Source organism: Paenibacillus thiaminolyticus (genome assembly GCF_003591545.1).
GTDB classification, from domain to species: Bacteria; Bacillota; Bacilli; order Paenibacillales; family Paenibacillaceae; genus Paenibacillus_B; species Paenibacillus_B thiaminolyticus_A.
In genome coordinates this window covers 206,606-228,324 of the sequence record NZ_QYZD01000002.1, presented here as the reverse complement: position 1 = coordinate 228,324, position 21,719 = coordinate 206,606, and the positions used below count along the sequence as shown (strand labels likewise).

Here is a 21,719-nt window from a genome sequence, read left to right as displayed (position 1 = left end):
TGCAGCGGAAAGTATGAACGATGAGCGGGGGGCAGAAAATGAGTGATACGGTATCATTTGAACAGGCAGCGAGCCAAGTGATGGTCGCGCTGGATTATGACGGGACGGTGGAGGCCCATTGTCTTATTGAGCAACTGGAGGGCATTCCTTGCTATATGAAGGTAGGCATGCAGCTGTTCTACGCGGGCGGCCCCTCCTTCATCCGCGAGCTCAAGGAGCGCGGGTACAGTGTGTTCTTGGATGTGAAAATGCATGACATTCCGAATACGGTCAAGGGTGGCGCGAACAGCATTGCGAAGCTGGGCGTCGACATGTTCAACGTTCATGCGGCCGGAGGCAAAAAGATGATGCAGGCGGCCATCGAGGGCGTCGAAGCGGCCCGCACGGCCGACCCTTCGCTGCCGCGTCCGGTGATTATCGCCGTTACGCAGCTCACGAGCACCAATAACGAAGTCATGAATGAAGAGATTGGAATTCCCGGCACGGTCGAAGAGACCGTCGTCCGCTATGCGAAGCTGACGCAGGAAGCCGGACTCGATGGAGTCGTCGCTTCTCCGCATGAAGTGAAGAGCATCAAGGCGGCCTGCGGCGATTCGTTCCGCACCGTTACGCCGGGCATCCGGCCCAAGGGCGCTCCGCTTCAGGATCAGTCCCGCGTGATGACTCCAGCGGAAGCGATGCGGCATGGCACGGATTATATCGTCGTCGGCCGGCCGATTACGGAAGCGGAGGATCCACGGGCAGCCTTACTATCCATTATCGAGGAGTTGATGTAACGATGACAACGACGAAGAGAGAACGTGAGATTGCCGGACATTTGTTATCTATAGAAGCGGTGGCGCTGCGGCCGCATGAGCCTTTCACCTGGACGTCCGGAATCAAGTCCCCTATCTACTGCGATAATCGCTTGACAATGTCGTACCCTGAGATTCGGGGGGCCATCGCGGAAGGCTTCGCATCCCTGATCAAGGAATATGCGCCGGATGCGGAAGTCATCGCCGGGACGGCGACCGCCGGCATTCCGCATGCAGCCTGGGTTGCGGACCAGCTGGGGCTGCCCATGGCTTACATTCGCGACAAGGCGAAGGGACACGGGAAGCAGAATCAGATCGAAGGCCTGATTCGTCCGGGACAGAAGGTCGTCGTTATCGAAGATCTAATCTCGACCGGGGGCAGCTCGCTCAAAGCGGCGATGGCCGTCCAGGAAGCGGGGGCGGAGCCGCTTGCCGTATTCGCCATCTTCAGCTATGAGCTGGAAAAAGCGGAGCAGGCGTTCTGGGAAGCCGGAATCCCGCTTCATACGCTGTCCCGCTATACCGCGCTCATCGAGACGGCTCTGGAAGCGGGCGTCATTCAAGCAGCGGATCTCGATGTATTGGCATCTTGGCGCGTCAGCCCGGCTGCCTGGGGCCATTAAATTGCTTGGCAGCGACATCAATTGAGCCTAACCGACAAAACGGTTAGGTTTTTTTCTTTTATCATTCGTGTCGTAAAACCTCATTGCTTTAGCTATGGGGATGTAAGGAACTTTGCTCTGCATCCCCTCTGGGGGTGCTAAGAGCAAACCAAAAAGGAGTTGTTTGTTTGGTTGATTGTTGTTGGATAGACACACTGCATCTAACGTCATATGGTACAATTAGCCATAGGTAATGCGCGGAAATTGTTGAAATGGAGAGCATCCCTGACTACGTTCACTTGGTCATAAAGTGTGACCCGCAATTCGGAATTCACCGAGTCGTGAAACATTTGAAGGGCTCTGCATCCAGAGTTTTTCCGATGGACTTTGGCTATTGCGTCTCAAAAAGAAAGGAGTGATTGAAATGCACAGAGCCTACAAATTCCGTTTGTATCCGAACAAAAAACAAGCTGCTCTCATCAACAAAACGATTGGGTGTTCCCGCTTTGTATTCAATCACTTCCTCGCAAGACGAAAAGATGCTTACGAACAGGAAAAGAAAACGCTCAATTACCACGAATGTTCTGCCATGCTCACACAACTTAAAAAAGAGATTGAATGGTTACAAGAAGTGGATTCGACTGCCCTGCAATCCGCTTTGAAAGATTTGGATTCCTCCTACAAAAAGTTTTTCAAAGAGAAAAAAGGCTATCCCAAATTCAAAAGCAAGAAGAACCCGAAACAATCCTACACATGCAAAATGAATATCAAAATGGAAGGAAAATGCATCAAACTTCCTAAACTTGGATGGGTTGCGTTTGCCAAATCAAGAGAAGTCGAGGGACGCATCCTGTCGGCTACGATCAGACGAAATCCTTCGGGAAAATATTTTGTGTCGGTTTTGTGCGAGACAGAGATTCAACCACATCCGCAAATCGAACAGACCGTAGGAGTTGATCTTGGCCTCATGGATTTCGCTATTCTCTCTACTGGTGAGAAGGTGGCGAACCCCAAGTACTATCGTAAGTATGAAAAACAATTGGCGAAGTGGCAACGAATTCACTCACGCAGACAAAAAGGCGGTAAAAACCGTTACAAAGCACGCCTCAAAGTGGCTTGCTTGCATGAGAAGATCGCAAATACCCGCAATGACTTCCTACATAAGCTGTCAACCAAGTTGATTAACGAAAACCAAGTGATCTGTTTGGAGGACTTGCAAGTGGAAAATATGCTCAAAAACCACAAGTTAGCAAAATCCATTGCAGATGCTTCGTGGTCTATGTTTCGTACGATGCTAGAGTATAAGACGGAATGGTACGGTCGAACCATCTCCATCGTTGGGAAGCAATTCCCTTCAAGCCAACTCTGCTCCACTCCAAATTGTGGATACCGCAATAAAGACGTGAAAAACCTCAACTTGCGAGAATGGAATTGCCCGAAATGTGGTGCTAAGCACGATCGTGACGAAAACGCTGCAATCAATATTGAGCAGGAAGGACTTCGGCTGTTGGCATAGCCAACTGAACTGTGGGACACACAGGGATAGCTTGGTGGCTTTCACTCCGTTAGGAGTGACTACCCAAGAATCCCCTGCCTTTAAGGCATGGGGAGTGTCAAGACAAACATTTAACAGAAAAAAAGAGTATAACGTAGTAGTATAAACAGGAAATGATCGGAAGTTAGACAACCCCATCTTTTGATGGAAGCGGCGGGACTAGCATTACAAAGATTGTAACTTTTCTTTCTTTTCCATCGTTTATACTTAGGTTGAGTTTTTGACGACATGTCCGAGAAAGGGGCGAATAATGTAATGAAATGGCTTCGCAAACGGAAGAAGTCAGACCGTGCCGAGGCATCCCCGGCTCTCGCGGCGAACGAGCAGGAAGAAGTGGCGCAAGAGAAGACGGAATACATAGAGGACAAGACACAAACTGCAGCATGGCCTGCCCGAGCCCACCCGATCTCTCCGGATCAACCGCTTCTGGAAGTCCGGGCGGTTGAGCGGACGTTCCAGGTTGGCAGCCAGAAGCTGCATGTACTCAAAGGAATCGAGATGGAAGTGCACCCGGGTCAATTGGTTATGCTGAAGGGCCGTTCCGGCTCTGGGAAGACGACACTGTTGAACATGCTTGGAGGGCTCGATCTGCCCACGAAGGGAGAGATCCGGTTCCGAGGGGAGCCGTTCTCGACATGGAGCGATGACAAGCGCACCGCGACGCGACGCAGTGAGATCGGGTTCATTTTCCAAGCTTATGCACTTATGCCGCTATTGTCCGCTTATGAGAACGTTGAATTGTCGCTGCGTATGGCTAACGTGCCCCGTCATTTATGGAAGGAGCGGGTCCAATATTGCCTTGAGATGGTTGGATTGGGCAAGCGCATGAGCCACCGTCCCTTCGAGATGTCGGGGGGAGAGCAACAGCGGGTTGCGATAGCCAAATCGATTGCTCATAAGCCGCTGCTGTTATTGGCCGATGAGCCGACAGCGGAATTGGATTCACAAATGGGGGCTCAGGTCATGGGCGTATTCCGGCAAATCATTCGTTCGGAACAAATCGCCATCTGTATGACCACCCACGATCCCACAATTTTGGAGGTAGCTGATCATGTTTATGAAATGGTCGACGGAAGATTCATCACCTAGAAGCGCCCGCAAATGGCGCCGTGCCGCTTTGGCACTGATGTGCGGCATGCTGCTGTTCACGTCCGCCTGCTCTCTTCTGCCGGATGAAGTTGAAGAGGAAGTGGTGCCGACCATCACACCGCCTTCGGTTTCGAAGAAGCCGGAATATGAAGTGATTCGGAAGGATATGATTGTGCCTGTCTCCATGACGGGCAAATTGATGTCTGATCAGGAAGATATCTTGTTCTTCACGCTGGACAACAAACCGATTAAGAACATTTATGTCAAGAACGGCGATTCGGTCAAAAAGGGCCAGGTTATTGCGGAGCTTGACGTGGATGATCTGCAAAAGGATCTGCGCCAGAAGCGTCTGCAGCTGCGGGCCGAAGAAGTGAAGATGAAGGAAACGCTGCGCAAAAAAGACGAGATGGATCCGGTCGAATTCGAGGAAGCGCAGATTTTGTTCGAGCAGAAGCAGCAGGAGCTTGCCGATCTTCAGACGGATATTGATAAGGCGACGCTCACCGCTCCGTTCACGGGCACGATCGTGTCGTTGACGGCGAAGAAGGGCGCGATGTCGAAGAAATACGATCCGGTGGCGATTGTCGCGGATACGACCCGGCTGACCGTAGCCGCGCAGCCGTCGAAGGACGATCTGAAGCGCATCACTCCGGGGATGGAAGCCGAGGTCAGCATCAACTCGGTTGAAGGCGTCATTAAGGGCAAGGTCAAGGCGCTTCCGCTGCCATCGAACGACAATAATGGGGGCGGTCAGGGCGACCAGCCGGAACAGGATCGGATCGATAAGTATATGACGATCGAGGTGGAGAAGCTGCCGAAGGGAGTAACCCGAGGCACGATGCTTAGCGTCACTGTCGTGACGAACAAGATTAAGGACGCTATCGTCATTCCTCCTTCCGCTTTGCGCACGATCGGTTCCCGGACCTACGTACAGGTCGCCGACGAGAACGGCAAGCGGGAAGTCGATGTCGAGGTTGGAGTGCAGCGGCCGACCGAGATTCAAATAATAGCCGGACTTGAACCGGGGCAGAAAGTAGTGGGCCGATAATATGGGAATTCCGTTACTGCGTTTTTTGTTCCGTAAAATGTGGAATACCCGCTGGCTGACGGTGAGCACGTTGGTAGGGCTCATCGTCGCGGTCTCTTTTACGGTCAGCATCCCGATGTACTCCGACGGGGCGTTAAAGCGTGTCGTAACGAAGACGCTGCAGGAGAACAGCGGGGGATTGCCGGCGGGTTCGTTGTTGATGAGGTATCAAGGCTCGAGCGGAGCGAAGGTTGATCCGAACGCGCTGCAGGAGGTCGACCGGTATATCCGGGAGGACGTGAAGGATCAGATCGGATTCCCGGTTCAGGAATTCGTCAACTTGCGCGTTCTCCGCACGACGGAAGTATATCCGGTCGATCCGACGAAGGTCGATGCGAGCAGGGTGCGTTCGATGACGTTAGGCTCCCTGTCAGACCTGGATGACAAGGTTGAATGGACGAATGGCAAGCTGTATGCAGACGGAGAGTCCGGAGGCGTCATCGAGGCGGTTATGCTCGAGGAAGCGATGTACCGGAACGACCTGCATGTCGGCGCGGAGCTGGAATATCCGATCTATGGCGATAATCCGACGACGCTGCGCGTCAAGATCGTCGGCACCTTCAAGCCGAAGGATGAGACGAGCGCCTATTGGTTCCAGGGGCTGGAAGGATTGATGAGCTCGCTCATCGTCTCGCCGGACACCTTGAGCAAGTCGATTATGGGCGATCATAAAGTCGCTTTGCAGCAGTCGAGCTGGTATTATGCCTTTGATTTGCGCGAAGTGCAGACCAGTCACTTGTCACCGCTGGAGCGGACGCTGAATCGTCTCGGCATCGAACTGTACCAGAAGCTGCCCGGAACACAGGTGGAGATCTCGTTTGCAAAGGTGCTGGACCAGTTCCGCAGCCAGAGCATCCAATTGCAAATGATGCTGTTCACGCTGGCGGCGCCGATGATCGCCATGGTATTCTATTACATAGCAATGAATGCCAATCAGGCATTGGAGAAGCAGCAAAGCGACATTGCGGTTCTGCGGAGCCGCGGCGCCAGTACGGGGCAAATTATATGGCTCTATTTGCTGGAGGGCCTTATACTTGGGGCGGTAGCGCTCGCGATTGCGCCGCTCATAGGCTGGTTCATGGCCAAATCGATCGGATCGGCCAACGGATTCCTTGAATTCGTCAACCGCAAATCGATTCCGGTCGGCTTTACGACCGACGCGGTCATCTTCGGTACGGCCGCTGTGTTGATCGCGCTCATGGCCAGCGTCATTCCGGCCGTCCTGTTCGCGCGTCAGTCGATCGTCAATCTGAAGCAGAAGCTGGCCCGCAAGGATAAGAGTCCGGTCTGGCAAAAATGGTTCCTTGATGTTCTGCTGCTTGCGGCGGCTGGATATGGATATTATATGCTGAGTCAGCAGCAGCTTCTGTCGTTCAAGACGGGAATGACCTCGGATCAGCTGCAAGTGCAGCCGTTCCTGTTCTTTATTCCGGCGCTTGCGATTTTCGCTTGCGGACTGTTCTTTTTGCGGCTATTCCCGCTGCTGCTGCGTCTGTTCCAATGGATTGGCGGCAAGCTGCTGCCGGTTCCGCTCTACTTGACGCTGACGCAGCTGTCCCGATCCGCCAAATCATACTATCCGCTTATGATTTTGCTTATTTTGACGCTCGGGCTAGGCGTATACAACGCATCAGCGGCGCGGACGATCGACACGAATTCAACCGAACGCACGCTGTATCAATACGGCGCCGATGTCGTCATCGAGACTGTCTGGGAAAGCACGCTCGTTGTTGATCGGAAGGATCAGGGGGGGAATCAAGGCGGTAACAATGGAGGAGGCGGTGCCGGAGGTCCGGGAAGCCCAGGCGGGCCTGGAGGGCAGCAACCTCCGAAAGGGAAGACAATTCTGAACGAACCGCCGTTCGAAGTGTTCCGCAAGCTGCCGGGCGTCGAGGCGGCAACCAGAGTGATGCAGGCGAAAGGAAATGTGGTTGTCTCCGGACGCTCTATCGGTCAGGGGATGGTCGTAGGCATCGATAATGACGAGTTCGCGAAGGTGGCCTGGTTCCGGAACGATTTATTCCCGCAGCACCCGTTTACATATTTGGATGCGTTAGGGAAGTATTATGAGGGCGCAGCCGTCATTATTCCGACCAATATCGCGAAGACGTATCAGTTGAAGCCGGGGGATGTCATTTCGATCTCCCTTCAGGATCAGATGGTAGAATTCGTCGTCGCGGCGATCCTGCCGTATTGGCCAAGTCAATATCCGGATCAGACGCCATTCTTTATTACGAATCTGGAATATATTTATGATCAGGTGCCTCTCATGAAATACGATGTATGGCTGAAGATGAAGGAGAAAGCGCCGATTGGACCGGCGATCGAAGAGCTTCAGAAAGCAAACATCGAGATCGTCACCTTCACGGACGTGCGCAATGAACTGGCGATCCAGAGCAAGCATCCGACCCGCGGAGGCATCTTCGGCATCCTGAGCATGGGCTTCCTGATCTCGGTTATCATTTCGCTTATCGGGTATTTGCTGTACTGGTTCTTCAACTTATCGAGCCGTGTCGTGCAGTTCGGGATTTTGCGGGCGATGGGTCTGTCGCGCCGGCAGCTGACAGGGATGCTGCTGCTGGAGCAAATCTTCACCGCGGGCTTATCGATCGGCATCGGCATTTTGCTCGGCAAGTTGGCTAGCCGCCTGTTCCTTCCGTTCCTGCAATCTGCGGAAAATGCGAAGATGCAGGTTCCACCGTTCCGAATCATTTTCGATGCGAAAGATACGATGCAGCTGTATGTCGTAGTCGGGGTCATGATGCTGACGGGCGCAACGCTGCTGTTCATGCAGATTCGCCGCCTGCGGGTGCATCAAGCCGTGAAGATGGGAGAGGAGCGTTAAGCGATGATTCATTGTGAAGGCCTTGTCAAAATATACAAGACAGACGATATTGAAGTCGTGGCCCTGCAAGGCTTGAACTTGACCGTCAAGCAAGGAGAACTGATGGCGATCATCGGGAACAGCGGCAGCGGCAAATCGACATTGCTGAATACGTTGGGCGGCTTGGACCGTCCCTCTGCCGGCACCGTACGGGTCGGCAAATGGGATCTACTGAAGATAACCGATGAGCAGCTGGTCGAATACAAGCGGGATACGGTCGGATTTATATGGCAGAACAATGCCAGGAATCTGCTTCCTTATTTGACCGCGCTCGAAAATGTGGAAGTGCCGATGATGCTCGGAGGGAAGATGGACCGCGCCTATGCGAAAGAGCTGCTGGAGGCGGTCGGCCTGGGCCATCGGATGAACAACAAGCTACACCAGCTCTCCGGCGGGGAGCAGCAGCGGGTAGCCATCGCCATCTCGCTGGCCAATCGTCCCCAATTATTGCTAGCGGATGAACCGACAGGGTCGGTAGATACGCAGACTTCCGATATGATCATGGATATTTTCCGGCGCATGAACCGGGAGATGGGGGTTACCGTTGTCATCGTCACCCACGATCTGACGCTGGCGGGCAAGGTCGATCGGGTCGTCGCGATTCGCGACGGCTTGACGAGCACCGAGTTCATCAAACGGAATCCGAATCTGGATGGGGGTGAGGATCAAGGCTTTGCAGGGCAAGGACTGCAGGATCATCATGAAGCGTATGTCGTCGTCGACCGCGTCGGACGCCTGCAGGTGCCGAAGGAGTACCTGGAGGCTCTCCACATTACAGATAAGGCATCTATGGAAATAGACGGAGATAAAATTATTATCCGCACACCGAAAGAGTTGGAGGGGTAACCAGTGGGTTCAAAAAAATGGGTACGAAAGCTGTTGTTGGCGACCATGGCCATAGCGATGATAATTCCGATGCTGGCAGCTTGTACGAAGACAGATGAAGTTAAGCCAGGTCAGGAGCGAGTGCTCCGCATCGGTGTCCTGTACGGCGGGAATGACGACACTTATTTCCGTTCACAGTATACCGATGTGTTCGAATTTTCGAAGCAAGGGGCCATTAACATTGAGATCGTCCCCGCTGTGGATCAGTCCGATCGATGGGGATCGAACGGAGAATATAAGCAACCGGATTATGTAGAGGCGTTCAAGAAGATTATGACTGGGGCCAACCCGGTAGATGTCGTCGTCATTGATGCTTCACAATACCAGGCACTTGTGCGGGACGGCTTGCTCAAGCAGATTGATCCGCTCCTTCAGCAGGATAAAATCGATACGAATGACTTCGTGCCAACGGTGATCGGCGGGTTGAAGGCGATGGGTGACAATAACTTGTACGGCTTAGCCCCTACATTCACCTCTCAGGCTTTATTCTATAATCGGACGTTATTCAATGAAGCAGGGGTCGAACCGCCGACAGACAATATGACATGGGATCAAGTGTTCGATAAAGCGAAGCTCGTATCCAAGGGGGAAGGCCAAGATCGCGTCTATGGGTTCTCCTTCAATCATTATTTCGGCAGCGATCCGTACTGGGATATGATAAATACGTATGTTACCCCGCTTAATCTTCGGATGATTGATGATAAGGCGGATTATATGACGGTCAATAGTCCACAGTGGGAGAAAGTATGGACGACAATCTCCAAACTGGTCGCTGAAAAGGTAATTCCGGGTCCTAATGCGGAAATGCCAGAGACCCCGGAAGGTCAATTCAATCCATTCCAGTATGACAACTTCCTGTCCGGGCGAACGGCGATGGTGCTCGGCGATTATTCGTTCATCAACTCCGATCTGTCGGATGCGATGAAAAACGCGGATAAAATCAAAGGCTTCACGAAATTCGATTGGGATGTCGTGACGTTCCCTTCCCATCCGGAAGCTCCGGGCATTTCCGGCTCAGTCTACTTAAGAGAAATTTTTGCCGTCAATCAGAAGGCGACGAATCCTGACGATGCTTGGGATTTTGTCAAGTTCGTGTCAAGCGATGAATGGGCGAAGCTCCGCTCCCGCAGTAGCTATGAACTGGTAGCGCGCGAGAAGTATATCCAGCCTAAGGATGGGATCAACTTTAATATTTCCGCCTTCTACACGATGAAGCCAACTCCGCCTATAACGCAGAAAGAGGAAGACTTGTTCTCAAAGTATAGTTTATATGAATTGAACGAAATCGGGCGCAACTTATTCCAGGAGGTTATGGACAACAAGAAGGGCATAAGCGATGCGTTGAAGGAATGGGAGACGAAGGGCAACCAGGTCTTGAAAAAGAAACAGGCCAACCCCGTCTATAGTAAATAAGGAACTCATAAGGACCGGCATGCCTGCAAAGGCATCGCCGGTCTTTTCAAGTTGGGACAGCTCTACCGCCGCTGCTGCTTCAGCTGTCGTCTCTGCTACCGCCCCTGTACCATCTCCACCGCCCTTGCACTGTCCACCACGGCTGCTACCGCCCCAGGCGCCGTCCGCTGAAGCTGCTACGCCCCAGCGCCGAGCACCGCAGCTGCTCCGTCCGGACAACATGGCTGCATGATTGTCGAGCATATCGAACACAATAGTAGCGACTGATGAAGAAAGGAGCCAGGATGGCGATGCATTGGATTTATTGGGGCAAGCTGTACAATACGAAGTTCCAGGCCCGCTGCCTGCAGGAACGGCTGGAGCAGGATGCATGGATATATGGATATGACACGCCATATGAGGTTGAGGTCTTCCGCTCCCGCAAAGGAAAATACGGAGTCCGCTTCGTCCTCTGAAGCGGAGCGGGAAGAAAATATCATTTTTTTATACATTTTTCTTGACTGTTCATGTACTGATATAGTATAGTAATACTTGTCGCTGCGAAAGCATGACCATAATACAATGTCGCGGGGTGGAGCAGTCCGGTAGCTCGTCGGGCTCATAACCCGAAGGTCGTAGGTTCAAATCCTGCCCCCGCAACCAATATTTTTTCAATAAGCAATGGCGTAGGGGCCCTTAGCTCAGTTGGTCAGAGCGGTCGGCTCATAACCGATTGGTCGTGGGTTCGAGTCCCTCAGGGCCCACCAAAACCGTTGTTTTCAAAGATTCATAGTGTTCACGCACTGTATGTGCCGGGGTGGCGGAATTGGCAGACGCACAGGACTTAAAATCCTGCGGTAGGTGACTACCGTACCGGTTCGATCCCGGTCCTCGGCACCATTAATTGAAATGCCTGTACATAGAGAGTTCTGGATGACAGCGGTCATTAGCAGAGCTTTTTTTATTTTCATCTGTATGGCTTGAGAAGCTATCTTATGCTGTCATATTGCGTGAATAATATTAAGGGAAGAGGAGGAAGCGGCTGTGGGGATTCAGATTCAAGAAGACTGGGCAGCATTGCTGCATGACGAGATTAGGCAGCCTTATTTCAAGCAGCTATGGGGATGGCTGAAGCAGGAATATGAGCGTACGGTGGTATATCCGCCATTTGATCTTATTTTCTCAGCGCTCCATTATACTTCTTATGCAGACACGAAAGTGGTCATCGTTGGACAAGACCCGTACCATGGGCCTGGACAGGCGCATGGACTAAGCTTCTCCGTGCAGCCGGGCGTACGCACTCCACCCTCGCTCGTGAACATGCTGAAGGAGAGTGCGAGCGATATCGGCACGACGATGCCGCAGCATGGCTGTCTCATACCTTGGGCGAAGCAGGGCGTTCTGATGCTGAATACAGTTCTGACCGTGCGCCAGGGGCAAGCGGCATCCCATCGAGGCATGGGGTGGGAGCAATTCACCGATCGCATTATTCAGCTGTTGAATGAGCGGGAACAACCGCTTGTCTTCGTGCTCTGGGGATCCTTCGCCCAGGCGAAGCAATCCATGATCGACACGAGACGTCACGGAATCGTCAAAGGCCCGCATCCAAGCCCGCTGTCGGCACACCGCGGTTTTTTTGGGAGCCGCCCGTTCTCGCAAGTCAATGAATGGCTGCGTTCACGCGGAGAAACCGAGATCAACTGGCAGCTTCCTCCGATTGCGGATATTCCAGCGGAGGATTTGCCGCAAATCGGATAACACACCGGTATTATACGGAAGCCCTCTGTCTGCGACAGATGCGAATCCAACGGAGAGAGAGGCTTTACCCGCGAGGACGGATCGACTGAAGCAGGGATATGGAAGCAACTAACGGGGCAGGGATTCATAATGTGTTGACAAGAACCCTGCCCGATGATATACTATTTCTATCGATGTGTTCTGATAGCTCAGTAGGGAGAGCACCATCTTGACAGGGTGGGGGTCGGCGGTTCGAGCCCGTCTCAGAACACCATACTATTACCAATGATGTCCTTGAATATTCAAGGGCTTTTTTATGTTTTTAACCTCTAGTGATGTAGGACTCCGCCAATGTTTACAAGCAGTGATGTTATAAGTGCCTCTTCCTCTTATCCTTAGTATCTCAACAGGTCAAGGAACCGAAGAAGTCCATCTGTCTCTTATGCTAAGTATCCCCATCGCACAGGGAAACGAAGAAGGCCATCTGTCTCATATGGTCAGTATCCCCATCGTGCAGGAAAGGTGGATTGTCAGACTCGGTTGGTTGAGGGATTCATTGCAGGTGTGGGAACCTGGCTCATTGGGAGAATAAGCATAAGGATAACAAGCCGATGTAATGTAAGGGGCTGAGCTATCGGGAGAATCAGAAAAAAAGTATGGAACAGCCCCCCTGAGCCAATGGGAGAATTAGCAAAAGAGCGGGAACAGCCAATCTGAGCCAACGGGAGAATAAACAAAAGAGCGAGAAAAGGCAATGGGAGAATCAGCAAAGTGCGAGAAAAAGCTACCTGAGCCGTTGGGAGAACGGTCGTAAGCACCCAACACAACAGACCACTTGACCACAAGAGTGATGAAGATCATGCTACAAGGTCACGGGATACGATAAGGCATCATGAGATGACTGACCGAAGGGGAGAGTACGTAAAAGGCCGGGAGCAGCCTTCAAGATGAAGATACGAAGGAAGAGGCGCTCGGACAGCAGGTTATTTGGAGGGTGAATGGAACGGGGAGATATCTGGGCGCTCAGGTTTAAAAGCATAGGGTTCAGGGGAAAATGCCAATAGTGATTTTCAAGTTGCGGAGTATTCGGAGGTATTACGGATGAATAATCGCATGCATTGGCTGGTCTTTATGGCAGCGCTGCTGAGTGTCCTATTGGTTGCTGTCGGCTGTACCGCCTGGGCTCGCGGCGCGGCTCCTCTGCCACAGCCGGATCGTCTTGGGCCGTCAACTCCCGTCATTCAACAGGATGTATACGGAACAGGCGTCCGGGCTCGTGTATATTCGCCTTAACCGAGAGCCTGACAGAAGGCCTTGTTCCGGCCCAGAAGTTCACATTCTGGGTCAGGAACAAGGCCGTTATTGTGATGATTAGGGCTTGGCGATGGCGCCGCCGCTCTGCTCTTCTTCTCGGGCTTGATCGGTATCAAGGAATGTCGTCTCCTCTTCCCATCTGCGGGAGTAGGCCTTCTTGGTGACGAACAGACATAACCAAATGGTAAGAATGAAGAAAATGACCGATACAATAATGGTGACCATTATTGAATTCAATGCGTTCCCTCCTTCGAATCACTGTGAGATAGATCACAATTAACTATACATGAAATCTAATTTTTTGTATAATGATATCTTATCTAAAACCGAAAAATTGTGCATAATTTTGACAATTGGTTGACAAGTGAGGAAGGTGTAACCATGGCAGCAGAAGTGATTGAAGTAAAAACCGAAGGACAGCTTCAGCAATGTTTGGAAATTCGCATGGAAGTCTTTGTGGAAGAGCAGAAGGTGCCGGTTGAAGAAGAGATTGATGATCTGGATCACCTAGATGCGGAAAGCAATCATATCCTCATAACGGTAGACGGACAAATCGCGGCGACCGGGCGGATTAAATGGCTGGATGAGACGACAGCGAAAATGCAGCGCATCGCTGTATTGAAGTCGTTCCGCGGGAGCGGGATCGGCCGATCACTCATGGTTGCGATGGAGCAGCTTGCTCGTTCCATGGGAGCGGAGAAGAGCGTGTTGGACGGGCAGTGTCAGGCGGAAGGATTTTATCATTCTCTTGGCTATACGACCGTGTCGGAAGAGCCGTTCTACGATGCAGGCATTCTGCATGTCCGCATGGAGAAGAAGTTGTAATATTCCCCAGGTCTCCGGGCAAGCTAAAATGGTCTGCTTGATGCAGAACATCTTCTTCAGGAGGCGTAGCAAATGGACAATCGAGAGTCGATCGTAGCGGTGCAAAAGAACGGGGATGGCGATTTGACCGCATTCCAGACAAGCACAGGAAGACAGCTGTCCTACGAACAAGCTCTGAATGAGGTTCAGGCGGGGAATATTGCCGGGGTCAATGTCTTCAAAGGCAGAGACGGAGGGATGTATCTGCGCGGCGACGCAGACGGAGACCCGACAAATAATTTGGATAATCTGCCGCTGTTCTGACAGGAGGACGGTACGGTAATAGAAGAACACCGGCAAGCGGTGCGCCTTAGCGCTGCTTGCCGGTGTTGTGTCTGTTACGGAATCTCCATCCGTTCTTGCTGCTTCACGAACCTCATTCGCCCCGTCCTGCCTTCGTAAGTATCCCGCTCATCTCCATAATGCATCAGCCACAGTCTCTCCTGAATGAAGTCCGGCAGGGTGAGCAGATCGTCAAGTCCCGCATGCACCTCGGCTTTGCCGCGCAGCTGGCAATCGTGAAAGATGGTCGTTACACCTTGCTCCTCAACGAGCCAACGGAGCAGCTCGGGCTGGAACTGCATATCCGCGCTGTAAAAAAACGTATCATTGAACAGAATGGAGAAGCTTCGTTTCCCGGGAATATGTGGGGTTTCCAGCAGCTTCACCTTCAGACCGGACAGGGGCTCTGATGTCTGGCCAGGTTCTATCGGGTGCACCTCGAAGGCATCGTCCAGGCAAGTCAAGCCCTCTTGCGTCAGCCCGCCCTTGAGCGTATGCTCCCACAGCGGTGCAACGAGTGGAGCGGCGATGAACAGCTTCGGCTTGCGATGGTACCGGAATTTCATCTGGAAGGCGTATTCCTCCAGCCCACCCACGTGATCGCCATGAATATGGCTGATGAGGACACCGTCCAATTCATTGAAGGATACGCCCAATTGGTATAGAGCTTGCGGCGCGGTGATACCGCAATCCATCAGCAGCTTGTCGTTTTTCGTATATATTAACGCATTATTATTGAAATATTTTTTGGCGAAGGCACTTCCAGTGCCAATCATTTGTATGCGCAGTGTCATCCAATCCCTCCGTAACCGTCTATCCCCATGATTTTGATTTTACTCTAACACCTGCATCGCGAATTCACAAGTCAGCGGGCGGGCAGCGGAGAGAAAGCGGGAACGGGGCATCGGAAAAACACCGGAATCGAAAGGTTTTTTCCGCAACTCTCCATGCTCAGCCGAGTATAACTTAACAACAAAGCAGTTGGAGGTATCGCGATGAAATGCAGAAGAAGAATCGCAGCACTGGCTCTGCTCGGTACCATCTTGAGCGGAACGTTCGCAACGGTACAAGTCTCGGCGCAAGAGGCAGAATCGGCGACTACAGTAGGAGAAAAAGTGCAGGTTGTGGTTAATGGAAGCGCCATCCAGGACGGAGGGCTCATGGTCGATGGACGAGCGTTTTTGTCCGTACGCCAATTGAGTGACGCGCTGCAAGCGTTCGTCACTTGGGATGATGCCAGCAAGAAGGTTGTCATCGACAAGCCCAATGTAGATTTGTTGTTGTTCAAGGATAATTCATTGTTCGGCAAAGTTCCGACAGGCAAGACTTCTTTTACCGTCTTGGCTCAGATCGACAGTCTGAACACGCCAGTGGACACGATAAAGTTTACAATTACCGATCCAAAAGGAAATAAGACGGACATACAGGAGTCGCCCGTTGAAGATAATAAGGAAGATAACTTCTGGTTCCGCACCAATGAATTCAAGTACGATTTCAAGACGAAGGGCGACTATCTGATCTCCTGCTATCTCAAGCAGAAGAACGGGGAATATACGCTGGTCTCGCAGAAAAAGCTCCCGACTGTCTAATGGCGCCAGTTCCATTGGTTTCCCAATAATATGAACCCATGAACGGATCATCCGCGCTTACATATATAGACATCGATCCTGCTTCGTTGACCTGCTCTTCAGAAAGTGGTACGATACGGAAGTGTAACCAACACATTACCTGAAAACAAAGGAGATTCACGCATGAGCGAACATCAACATAATCATGACCATGACTGTGGCTGCGGACATGATCACGAACATGACGAATTGGTCGTCACACTGGTAGATGAAGAGGGCAATGAGATCGATATGGCTCTCGTTGAGACGTTCAATGTAGGCGAGCAAGTATATGCTCTGTTGCTGGAACGCAACAATCCGGAAGCGGATGGCATCATTGTGCGCGTTGACGAAGAGGATGAAGATATGGTACTGAATCCGATTGAAGACGACGAGGAATGGGAGCGCGTACAGCAGGCTTACGATCAGATGGTGGCCTCCCAGGAAGACTAATTTGAACAAGCCACTTTTCAGCGGCCAGCCCGTTGAAGACGATGAAGCTCCGAGCGCTGGCTCGGAGCTTTTTTGCTGCGGGTGTCACGTATGTAAATTCCCGAATTCGTTCCTATTTATTTGCGCGGATTGAAGTACATGGTCCTGCCGTTGAACAAGGTTAATTCAGCCTTCCACTTCTTGGCTAAATATTTGCACAACTCGTTGCCTTTCGCCTTGTCCCCATGGGTGGCCCCTTCCGGGAGGACGACCTGGACGTGGGAACGGGGCGGATCCCCCTCCTTCGTTCCGGTGCCGAACACGATATAATGATATTGGGGAGAGGTTCCCTTCAGATAGAACCAATGCTCTTCCTGTTCGGGCTTCGTCTCGATCGTATACGGGAACGCGGCGTCGGCGTATTCCCATCCCAATTGCTCTCCGGTCAAGCTGGTCTGGTGCCGGTAACTGAGAAGCTGTTCTTTCAATTCATCCAGTGTGACGGATGGTACCCCCGATCCTTCCACAAATGTAATGAATGCGCTTTGGCTCATCCTTCCACCTCCATGCAACCTCGGATCATCCTCATCATATCATCGGGCTCACCTGTTGGCAATGTTTACATGAAGGGACGACAATTGCTCATCGATGATTTCTATACAGGACAAGCCGCCCATTGCTGGGCGGCCTGCTGCTTTAGAAGATCGCGGTTTCTTCCACGATGACTTTGACGTATTCTATATTTCGATCTTCCGGGCCTTTGACCGGCAATCCGATGTCGACGTGGTCCCGGATGTAATCGATATTTTGCTGCGAAATGACCTCGCCCGGCAGGAGAATCGGAATTCCAGGCGGATAAACATAAATAAACTCGGCAATAATGCGTCCAGCAGACTCCTTGAACGGAACGACTTCCGTATCGGCATAGAACGCATCCCGCGGAATGAGCGAGAGCTGCGGGATTTCGGGTATTTTGACGATAAGCTCCTGCACCTCGTTTTTCTCGAAATGCGATGCAGACAGCTCTCGCAGAGCTTCCAGCAGCGTAGCTATCGTTTCCTTGGAATCGCCTGGCGTCACGAGGCACAAAATATTGTACATATCGCTGAGCTCTACTTCGAGCTGATAGTGATCTCGGAGCCAATTCTCTGTCTCGTAGCCTGTGAGGCCAAGATGGCGCACATGGATGGTCAGCTTGGTCGGATCGAAGTCATAGGTCGCTTCGCCGCCAAGAATGTCTTCCCCGAAGCAGTACAAGCCCGGAATCGCGTTGATCTGCACTCTCGCTTCCTCAGCCAACTCAATGGTGCGCTCCGCGATCGCGTGGCCGTTCAGGGCCAGATTGCGGCGCGACGTATCCAGAGAAGCGAGCAGCAAGTAAGAAGTCGAAGTTGTTGTCAGCATGCTGAAAATGGTCTGGACCCGGTACGGATTGACCAGCCCGTTCTTGACATTGATGTTGAGAACCGAGCTCTGAGTCATGGAGCCTCCCAGCTTATGAACGCTGGTCGCTGCCATGTCCGCCCCTGCTTCCATCGCCGATATTGGCAGCTTCTCATGGAAGTGGATCAGGACCCCGTGGGCTTCATCGACCAGCACCGGCACGCCGTAGGAATGAGCCAGGTCGACAATCTCTTTCAAATTGGCGCAAATGCCAAAATAGGTTGGATTGATGACCAGGACAGCTTTCGCATCCGGGTGCTTCTCCAGCGCGCGACGGACCGAACGGGTCGTGATGCCATGATCGATGCCGAGATTGGCATCCCTTGCCGGCGATACGAACACCGGGCGCGCCCCGGCGAAAATAATGGCCGTCATAATCGATTTATGGATATTGCGGGGCACGATTATTTTGTCGCCAGGTGAACAGACGGACATAATCATCGTCATGATGGCCCCGCTTGTGCCCTGTACGCTGAAATACGTATAATCTGCGCCGAAGGCATCCGCAGCCAAGGCTTGCGCTTCGGCGATGACGGCTGTCGGCTGGTGCAGATCGTCCAGCGGAGCAATGTTGATCAGATCTATGGAGAAGGCATTATCTCCGAGAAAATTCCGGAATTCGGCATCGCTGCCGGCGCCTTTTTTGTGTCCCGGAATATGAAATTGTACCGGATTCCGGGCGGCATGCTCCTTCAAAGCGGTAAAAAGAGGCGTCCGATGGTGGTTCATCGCCGTAATCACAACCTTTCTTGCTGAAAATGCAGATATGTCTGCGCACCTTGACGCAAACAATGATAAGTTTAACAAAAACGTTTCGGAATGCAAGCAGTTTTTCGGGGATGCGCAAGAGTGTGACATTTGTCGCATTTTATTCATTTTCGTTGATAACCAAATATGTTAGGATGAACGTATACATAGGAGGGAACTGTGTCATGAAAAAACAAATGACTGTCGTCGTGCTTATGCTGATGATGGTATTTATCGGATTCGGCATCGTCATTCCGGTTCTGCCGATGATGATAACGGATGCCGGCGCGAACGAAGTGCATCTGGGGCTGATGCTCTCCCTGTACTCGCTCGTATCCTTTATTCTGTCCCCGTTGTGGGGAGCGCTATCAGAAAAAGTAGGCAGACGCCCGATCATCCTTATCGGTACGCTTGGCTTCAGTGCCAGTTACGCTCTGTTCGGCCTGGCGGACGGCTCTTTGTGGATGATGTATGTCTCCCGCTTGCTTGGAGGCTTGTTCTCCGGCGCGGTGACGGCCGTCATCGTCGCGTATGTAGCCGACATTACGCCCCCGGAGCGGCGGACGAAGGGAATGGCGATGGTCGGTATGGCGATTGGCCTGGGCTTCACGTTCGGTCCTGCATTTGGGGGCATCATCAGCAAGATCGGACATAACGCGCCCTTTTTTGCCGCATCGGTGTTAACGCTCCTGACCTGCTTGCTCGGCTTCGTCCTGCTGCAGGAATCGCTGCCGAAGGAGAAGCGGATGCAGCCGCGCGAGGCGGCGCCTTCCCGCTGGACGGCCTTCACCGGCATGATGAAATATTTGTATGTCCTGTCATTCTTCGTGACCTTTACGCTTGCAGGGCTGGAGTCCACTTTGCTCTATTTCCAGGCGGTCCGCATTCCGGGTATTACGGCCGTGGACATCGGGTTCATGTTCTTCTACTGCGGCCTTGCCGGCGCGCTTGTGCAGGGCGGAATTGTGAGACGGTATATTAAAAATGGAGCGGAAAAAATGACGATCGGCGCCGGGCTGGTCATTTCCGCCCTCGGCTTTTTCCTCCTGCTGCTGTCATCGAATATGGTGAACGCGACGATATTTCTATGCGTCTTCGGAGTCGGCAATGCGCTTATCCGGCCATGCGTCATCTCTCTCATCACACAGAAGACGACGGTCAGCCAGGGAGTCGCGTCCGGTCTCAATTCATCTATGGACAGCTTCGGCCGCATCGCCGGACCGCTGCTGGCCGTGGCCATCTTCAAATGGAACGACAATTTGCCTTATATCATTGGCGGCGTCCTGTGCCTGGCGGCCATCGGCCTGCTCGTTCGTTTTTCGGTGGCGGAACGGGCGAAGACCTCGGCCGGAACTTCCATTTAGTCCCTCTACCTTGGGCGGCTCATAAGATTGGATGCAAGGATACAATAAGGGTGATTCTCCCGCATGAAGCATGCGGGGGAATCACCCTTTTTTTTTGTGCGAAGACTTGTTCTGTTGACTGTTGTTGCGTAGTGGCGAAGTTGGGCTGGAGCTACGCTTCCAGCGCCAGCTTGTACAGCGGCATCAGCGTCGTCAGCGTGTTGCGGGCCAGTGCCATGAACGCTTCGCCTTCGGACAGCACCGGATCGTGGGCGTTGATGTTCCGCCCAACGAGCCATTCCGCCTGCTTGACGTCGCGGAAGCGGACAAGCATCTTCTTCAATTCCTCATCGTTGATGTCGCCGAGACGGATGTTCTCTTTTTTCATATGATCCATCGAGATGACGAAGTCAGCCGGGACAAGCGAGCGGAATCGCTTCGTGTCGTTCAGCATCATGCTCGCGATATTGCGCTTGTTCGCCACTTCATAGATGAAGGCCAGCCAGATGAACACATGGTCATCGAACAGCCCGACCTGGAAATGGGGCAGCGACTTGTAGCCGCGCTTGTTCGGACCGATGGCGAGCCACGTATCCTTCGGCGGATTAACCGTGCGCCGGGCATGCTTCGCGATATGTAAAAACATCTCTTGGCCGCTCTGCACAGCGGCATCGCCGACAAGCTCTTCGCCTATCGCTTGGAACTTGGGCTGGATATGTTCGCGGATTCCTTCCATGCGAGCTTCGAGTCCTTCGGTATGGAAGACCAGGAAGTCGGTTGCGTTAAATCCGGTAAATGTGGTCATCATTATCGTTCCTTTCGTGCCGTTGTAAGCCGATTATACCATATTCTGCCCCAACTTAAGCGGTGCGAGTAATTCGAGTCAATAACCAAGTTACCGAATCATATATTGGAGTATACGATATCGTAAGGAGGGATTGCCGTGAACCGCAGTGATGAGGTCGAATACCGGAATTTGGAGCTGCGCTTTGACCGCCGGCAAATCCAAAACCTCATTCGGGATCTGATACAGGAGGGCTACTCCTTGTACTGGAGCGAGAATGAGACATTGTTTATCGTGTCTATCCGAACGGGGCGGAAGCTGGTCAAATTGCGTTTTCAGCGCTTGCAGGATCGGTTCAAGCTGGTAGGCGATTATACGATTCGGGACGAGAAATTATCCGAGTTCATGGAGCGAATGATTGGGCATGTGCGCGGCCATGCGGTCGTGCGGCGATGCAAGGACAGACAGGTGCTGGTCGAAAATATTATGTTCGGCGAACGAATTCGCCTCGTGGAAATATGCGGACCCGAGCAGCGGGTGCTGTATCAGAAGCGGCCTGTCATTACATTGGAGGAGATGGAGCAGGCCTTCGCGTCCACGCAGGCGGAGGAACGGATGGGCGAGCTTCGGCTTGAGATTGATTATGCCCTGTCGGAATTGCACGAAGCGATGCGAATGAATGATGCGGGGAAGGCGGAGGAGTGCAAGAGGAGACTCGAGCTTCTGCGCCGGGAGATGATTCAGCTGGAATGGTGAGGATGCGCTGCAGCCTTCGGCGGCCGGAAACCCAATACTCCAAATACACCCTCCTTCCGCGAGATTTATATGGGGCGGAATGTTGCAGGGTGTATTGCTGTGCGGTACAATAGGCGTAATGT

Annotated in this window: 22 protein-coding genes, 4 tRNA genes and 1 pseudogene; 22 read left to right on the top strand and 5 right to left on the bottom strand. The window is 52.4% G+C overall.

The window, feature by feature from the left end; translation table 11 throughout:
* Positions 1 to 38: 38 nt before the first annotated feature.
* The 16 genes and pseudogenes from pyrF (at position 39) to DQX05_RS03895 (ending at position 13,318) form a co-directional block, all read left to right on the top strand.
* Positions 39 to 776, top strand: a complete 738-nt coding sequence (pyrF, locus tag DQX05_RS03965) for an orotidine-5'-phosphate decarboxylase (RefSeq protein ID WP_119791060.1) — start codon at positions 39 to 41, stop codon at positions 774 to 776.
* A gap of 2 nt (positions 777 to 778) precedes the next feature.
* On the top strand, positions 779 to 1,417 hold the full coding sequence (pyrE, locus tag DQX05_RS03960; RefSeq protein WP_119791058.1) for an orotate phosphoribosyltransferase: 639 nt from the start codon (positions 779 to 781) through the stop codon (positions 1,415 to 1,417).
* A gap of 236 nt (positions 1,418 to 1,653) precedes the next feature.
* Positions 1,654 to 1,803, top strand: a pseudogene (locus DQX05_RS03955) (transposase); the annotation flags it as partial.
* A gap of 17 nt (positions 1,804 to 1,820) precedes the next feature.
* A complete protein-coding gene (gene tnpB, locus DQX05_RS03950) occupies positions 1,821 to 2,912 on the top strand; it encodes an IS200/IS605 family element RNA-guided endonuclease TnpB (protein WP_119791056.1) in 1,092 nt (363 codons plus the stop codon).
* Between the two features lie 294 nt (positions 2,913 to 3,206).
* Positions 3,207 to 4,040, top strand: coding sequence for an ABC transporter ATP-binding protein (locus DQX05_RS03945; protein WP_259391768.1), 834 nt, complete (start codon positions 3,207 to 3,209; stop codon positions 4,038 to 4,040).
* Positions 4,003 to 5,088 carry an efflux RND transporter periplasmic adaptor subunit gene (locus tag DQX05_RS03940; RefSeq protein WP_119791053.1) on the top strand — a complete coding sequence of 362 codons (1,086 nt, stop codon included), beginning with the start codon at positions 4,003 to 4,005 and terminating at the stop codon, positions 5,086 to 5,088. The genes DQX05_RS03945 and DQX05_RS03940 overlap by 38 nt, the downstream gene beginning before the upstream one ends.
* A gap of 1 nt (position 5,089) precedes the next feature.
* Positions 5,090 to 7,972 carry an ABC transporter permease gene (locus DQX05_RS03935; RefSeq protein ID WP_119791051.1) on the top strand — a complete coding sequence of 961 codons (2,883 nt, stop codon included), beginning with the start codon at positions 5,090 to 5,092 and terminating at the stop codon, positions 7,970 to 7,972.
* Between the two features lie 3 nt (positions 7,973 to 7,975).
* Entirely contained in the window at positions 7,976 to 8,857 is an 882-nt protein-coding gene (locus tag DQX05_RS03930; RefSeq protein WP_119791050.1) for an ABC transporter ATP-binding protein, read from the top strand.
* Between the two features lie 3 nt (positions 8,858 to 8,860).
* Complete coding sequence (locus DQX05_RS03925; protein ID WP_119791048.1) at positions 8,861 to 10,309, top strand: ABC transporter substrate-binding protein; 1,449 nt, start codon at positions 8,861 to 8,863, stop codon at positions 10,307 to 10,309.
* 290 nt (positions 10,310 to 10,599) lie between these two features.
* Positions 10,600 to 10,764 (top strand): hypothetical protein, encoded by a 165-nt coding sequence (locus DQX05_RS30520; RefSeq protein WP_164776213.1) that lies wholly within the window; start codon positions 10,600 to 10,602, stop codon positions 10,762 to 10,764.
* A gap of 110 nt (positions 10,765 to 10,874) precedes the next feature.
* A tRNA-Met gene (locus tag DQX05_RS03920) sits at positions 10,875 to 10,951 on the top strand.
* Positions 10,952 to 10,978: 27 nt separating this feature from the next.
* Positions 10,979 to 11,055, top strand: a tRNA-Ile gene (locus DQX05_RS03915).
* Positions 11,056 to 11,099: 44 nt separating this feature from the next.
* Positions 11,100 to 11,188, top strand: a tRNA-Leu gene (locus DQX05_RS03910).
* 144 nt (positions 11,189 to 11,332) lie between these two features.
* The gene (gene ung, locus DQX05_RS03905; RefSeq protein WP_119791046.1) at positions 11,333 to 12,046 is read left to right on the top strand and encodes a uracil-DNA glycosylase; all 714 of its coding nucleotides are present in this window, start codon (positions 11,333 to 11,335) and stop codon (positions 12,044 to 12,046) included.
* Between the two features lie 177 nt (positions 12,047 to 12,223).
* Positions 12,224 to 12,299: transfer RNA gene (locus DQX05_RS03900), tRNA-Val, on the top strand.
* An 827-nt stretch (positions 12,300 to 13,126) separates the two neighbouring features.
* Positions 13,127 to 13,318, top strand: coding sequence for a hypothetical protein (locus tag DQX05_RS03895; RefSeq protein ID WP_119791044.1), 192 nt, complete (start codon positions 13,127 to 13,129; stop codon positions 13,316 to 13,318).
* A gap of 78 nt (positions 13,319 to 13,396) precedes the next feature.
* On the opposite strand, the gene DQX05_RS30225 is transcribed toward DQX05_RS03895, so the two are convergent.
* Positions 13,397 to 13,576, bottom strand: a complete 180-nt coding sequence (locus DQX05_RS30225; RefSeq protein ID WP_147385150.1) for a hypothetical protein — start codon at positions 13,574 to 13,576, stop codon at positions 13,397 to 13,399.
* Between the two features lie 144 nt (positions 13,577 to 13,720).
* Here DQX05_RS30225 and DQX05_RS03890 point away from each other — a divergent pair, with 144 nt between their 5' ends.
* The gene (locus DQX05_RS03890; RefSeq protein WP_119791042.1) at positions 13,721 to 14,164 is read left to right on the top strand and encodes a GNAT family N-acetyltransferase; all 444 of its coding nucleotides are present in this window, start codon (positions 13,721 to 13,723) and stop codon (positions 14,162 to 14,164) included.
* A gap of 72 nt (positions 14,165 to 14,236) precedes the next feature.
* A complete protein-coding gene (locus tag DQX05_RS03885; protein ID WP_119791040.1) occupies positions 14,237 to 14,467 on the top strand; it encodes a DUF3892 domain-containing protein in 231 nt (76 codons plus the stop codon).
* Between the two features lie 74 nt (positions 14,468 to 14,541).
* Here DQX05_RS03885 and DQX05_RS03880 read toward each other — a convergent pair whose 3' ends face one another.
* Positions 14,542 to 15,279, bottom strand: a complete 738-nt coding sequence (locus DQX05_RS03880; RefSeq protein ID WP_119791039.1) for an MBL fold metallo-hydrolase — start codon at positions 15,277 to 15,279, stop codon at positions 14,542 to 14,544.
* Positions 15,280 to 15,480: 201 nt separating this feature from the next.
* Here DQX05_RS03880 and DQX05_RS03875 point away from each other — a divergent pair, with 201 nt between their 5' ends.
* On the top strand, positions 15,481 to 16,074 hold the full coding sequence (locus DQX05_RS03875) for a stalk domain-containing protein (RefSeq protein ID WP_119791037.1): 594 nt from the start codon (positions 15,481 to 15,483) through the stop codon (positions 16,072 to 16,074).
* Between the two features lie 162 nt (positions 16,075 to 16,236).
* On the top strand, positions 16,237 to 16,545 hold the full coding sequence (locus tag DQX05_RS03870; protein WP_006680036.1) for a DUF1292 domain-containing protein: 309 nt from the start codon (positions 16,237 to 16,239) through the stop codon (positions 16,543 to 16,545).
* 116 nt (positions 16,546 to 16,661) lie between these two features.
* Here DQX05_RS03870 and DQX05_RS03865 read toward each other — a convergent pair whose 3' ends face one another.
* A complete protein-coding gene (locus DQX05_RS03865) occupies positions 16,662 to 17,078 on the bottom strand; it encodes a DUF1885 family protein (protein WP_119791035.1) in 417 nt (138 codons plus the stop codon).
* 142 nt (positions 17,079 to 17,220) lie between these two features.
* Positions 17,221 to 18,696, bottom strand: a complete 1,476-nt coding sequence (locus DQX05_RS03860) for an aminotransferase class I/II-fold pyridoxal phosphate-dependent enzyme (protein WP_119791435.1) — start codon at positions 18,694 to 18,696, stop codon at positions 17,221 to 17,223.
* Between the two features lie 203 nt (positions 18,697 to 18,899).
* Between DQX05_RS03860 and DQX05_RS03855 the strand changes: the two genes are divergently transcribed.
* On the top strand, positions 18,900 to 20,078 hold the full coding sequence (locus DQX05_RS03855) for an MFS transporter (RefSeq protein ID WP_119791033.1): 1,179 nt from the start codon (positions 18,900 to 18,902) through the stop codon (positions 20,076 to 20,078).
* 151 nt (positions 20,079 to 20,229) lie between these two features.
* Here the strand turns inward: DQX05_RS03855 and DQX05_RS03850 are convergent, their stop codons facing one another.
* Positions 20,230 to 20,865 carry a YktB family protein gene (locus DQX05_RS03850; RefSeq protein ID WP_119791031.1) on the bottom strand — a complete coding sequence of 212 codons (636 nt, stop codon included), beginning with the start codon at positions 20,863 to 20,865 and terminating at the stop codon, positions 20,230 to 20,232.
* 135 nt (positions 20,866 to 21,000) lie between these two features.
* Between DQX05_RS03850 and DQX05_RS03845 the strand changes: the two genes are divergently transcribed.
* Positions 21,001 to 21,597: a hypothetical protein gene (locus DQX05_RS03845; RefSeq protein ID WP_119791029.1), complete on the top strand. Its 597-nt coding sequence runs from the start codon at positions 21,001 to 21,003 to the stop codon at positions 21,595 to 21,597.
* Positions 21,598 to 21,719 lie beyond the last annotated feature (122 nt).

Excerpts from the sequence above, each read along its gene's own strand:
- DQX05_RS03940 (WP_119791053.1), top strand. The coding sequence starts at position 4,003 with ATGTTTATGAAATGGTCGACGGAAGATTCATCACCTAGAAGCGCCCGC.
- DQX05_RS03850 (WP_119791031.1), bottom strand. The coding sequence starts at position 20,865 with ATGATGACCACATTTACCGGATTTAACGCAACCGACTTCCTGGTCTTC.
- DQX05_RS03930 (WP_119791050.1), top strand. The coding sequence starts at position 7,976 with ATGATTCATTGTGAAGGCCTTGTCAAAATATACAAGACAGACGATATT.
- DQX05_RS03875 (WP_119791037.1), top strand. The coding sequence starts at position 15,481 with ATGAAATGCAGAAGAAGAATCGCAGCACTGGCTCTGCTCGGTACCATC.
- DQX05_RS30520 (WP_164776213.1), top strand. The coding sequence starts at position 10,600 with ATGCATTGGATTTATTGGGGCAAGCTGTACAATACGAAGTTCCAGGCC.
- DQX05_RS03860 (WP_119791435.1), bottom strand. The coding sequence starts at position 18,696 with ATGAACCACCATCGGACGCCTCTTTTTACCGCTTTGAAGGAGCATGCC.
- pyrF (WP_119791060.1), top strand. The coding sequence starts at position 39 with ATGAGTGATACGGTATCATTTGAACAGGCAGCGAGCCAAGTGATGGTC.
- DQX05_RS03885 (WP_119791040.1), top strand. The coding sequence starts at position 14,237 with ATGGACAATCGAGAGTCGATCGTAGCGGTGCAAAAGAACGGGGATGGC.
- pyrE (WP_119791058.1), top strand. The coding sequence starts at position 779 with ATGACAACGACGAAGAGAGAACGTGAGATTGCCGGACATTTGTTATCT.
- DQX05_RS03855 (WP_119791033.1), top strand. The coding sequence starts at position 18,900 with ATGAAAAAACAAATGACTGTCGTCGTGCTTATGCTGATGATGGTATTT.
- DQX05_RS03945 (WP_259391768.1), top strand. The coding sequence starts at position 3,207 with ATGAAATGGCTTCGCAAACGGAAGAAGTCAGACCGTGCCGAGGCATCC.
- tnpB (WP_119791056.1), top strand. The coding sequence starts at position 1,821 with ATGCACAGAGCCTACAAATTCCGTTTGTATCCGAACAAAAAACAAGCT.
- DQX05_RS03935 (WP_119791051.1), top strand. The coding sequence starts at position 5,090 with ATGGGAATTCCGTTACTGCGTTTTTTGTTCCGTAAAATGTGGAATACC.
- DQX05_RS03880 (WP_119791039.1), bottom strand. The coding sequence starts at position 15,279 with ATGACACTGCGCATACAAATGATTGGCACTGGAAGTGCCTTCGCCAAA.
- DQX05_RS03870 (WP_006680036.1), top strand. The coding sequence starts at position 16,237 with ATGAGCGAACATCAACATAATCATGACCATGACTGTGGCTGCGGACAT.
- DQX05_RS03890 (WP_119791042.1), top strand. The coding sequence starts at position 13,721 with ATGGCAGCAGAAGTGATTGAAGTAAAAACCGAAGGACAGCTTCAGCAA.
- DQX05_RS03895 (WP_119791044.1), top strand. The coding sequence starts at position 13,127 with ATGAATAATCGCATGCATTGGCTGGTCTTTATGGCAGCGCTGCTGAGT.
- DQX05_RS03865 (WP_119791035.1), bottom strand. The coding sequence starts at position 17,078 with ATGAGCCAAAGCGCATTCATTACATTTGTGGAAGGATCGGGGGTACCA.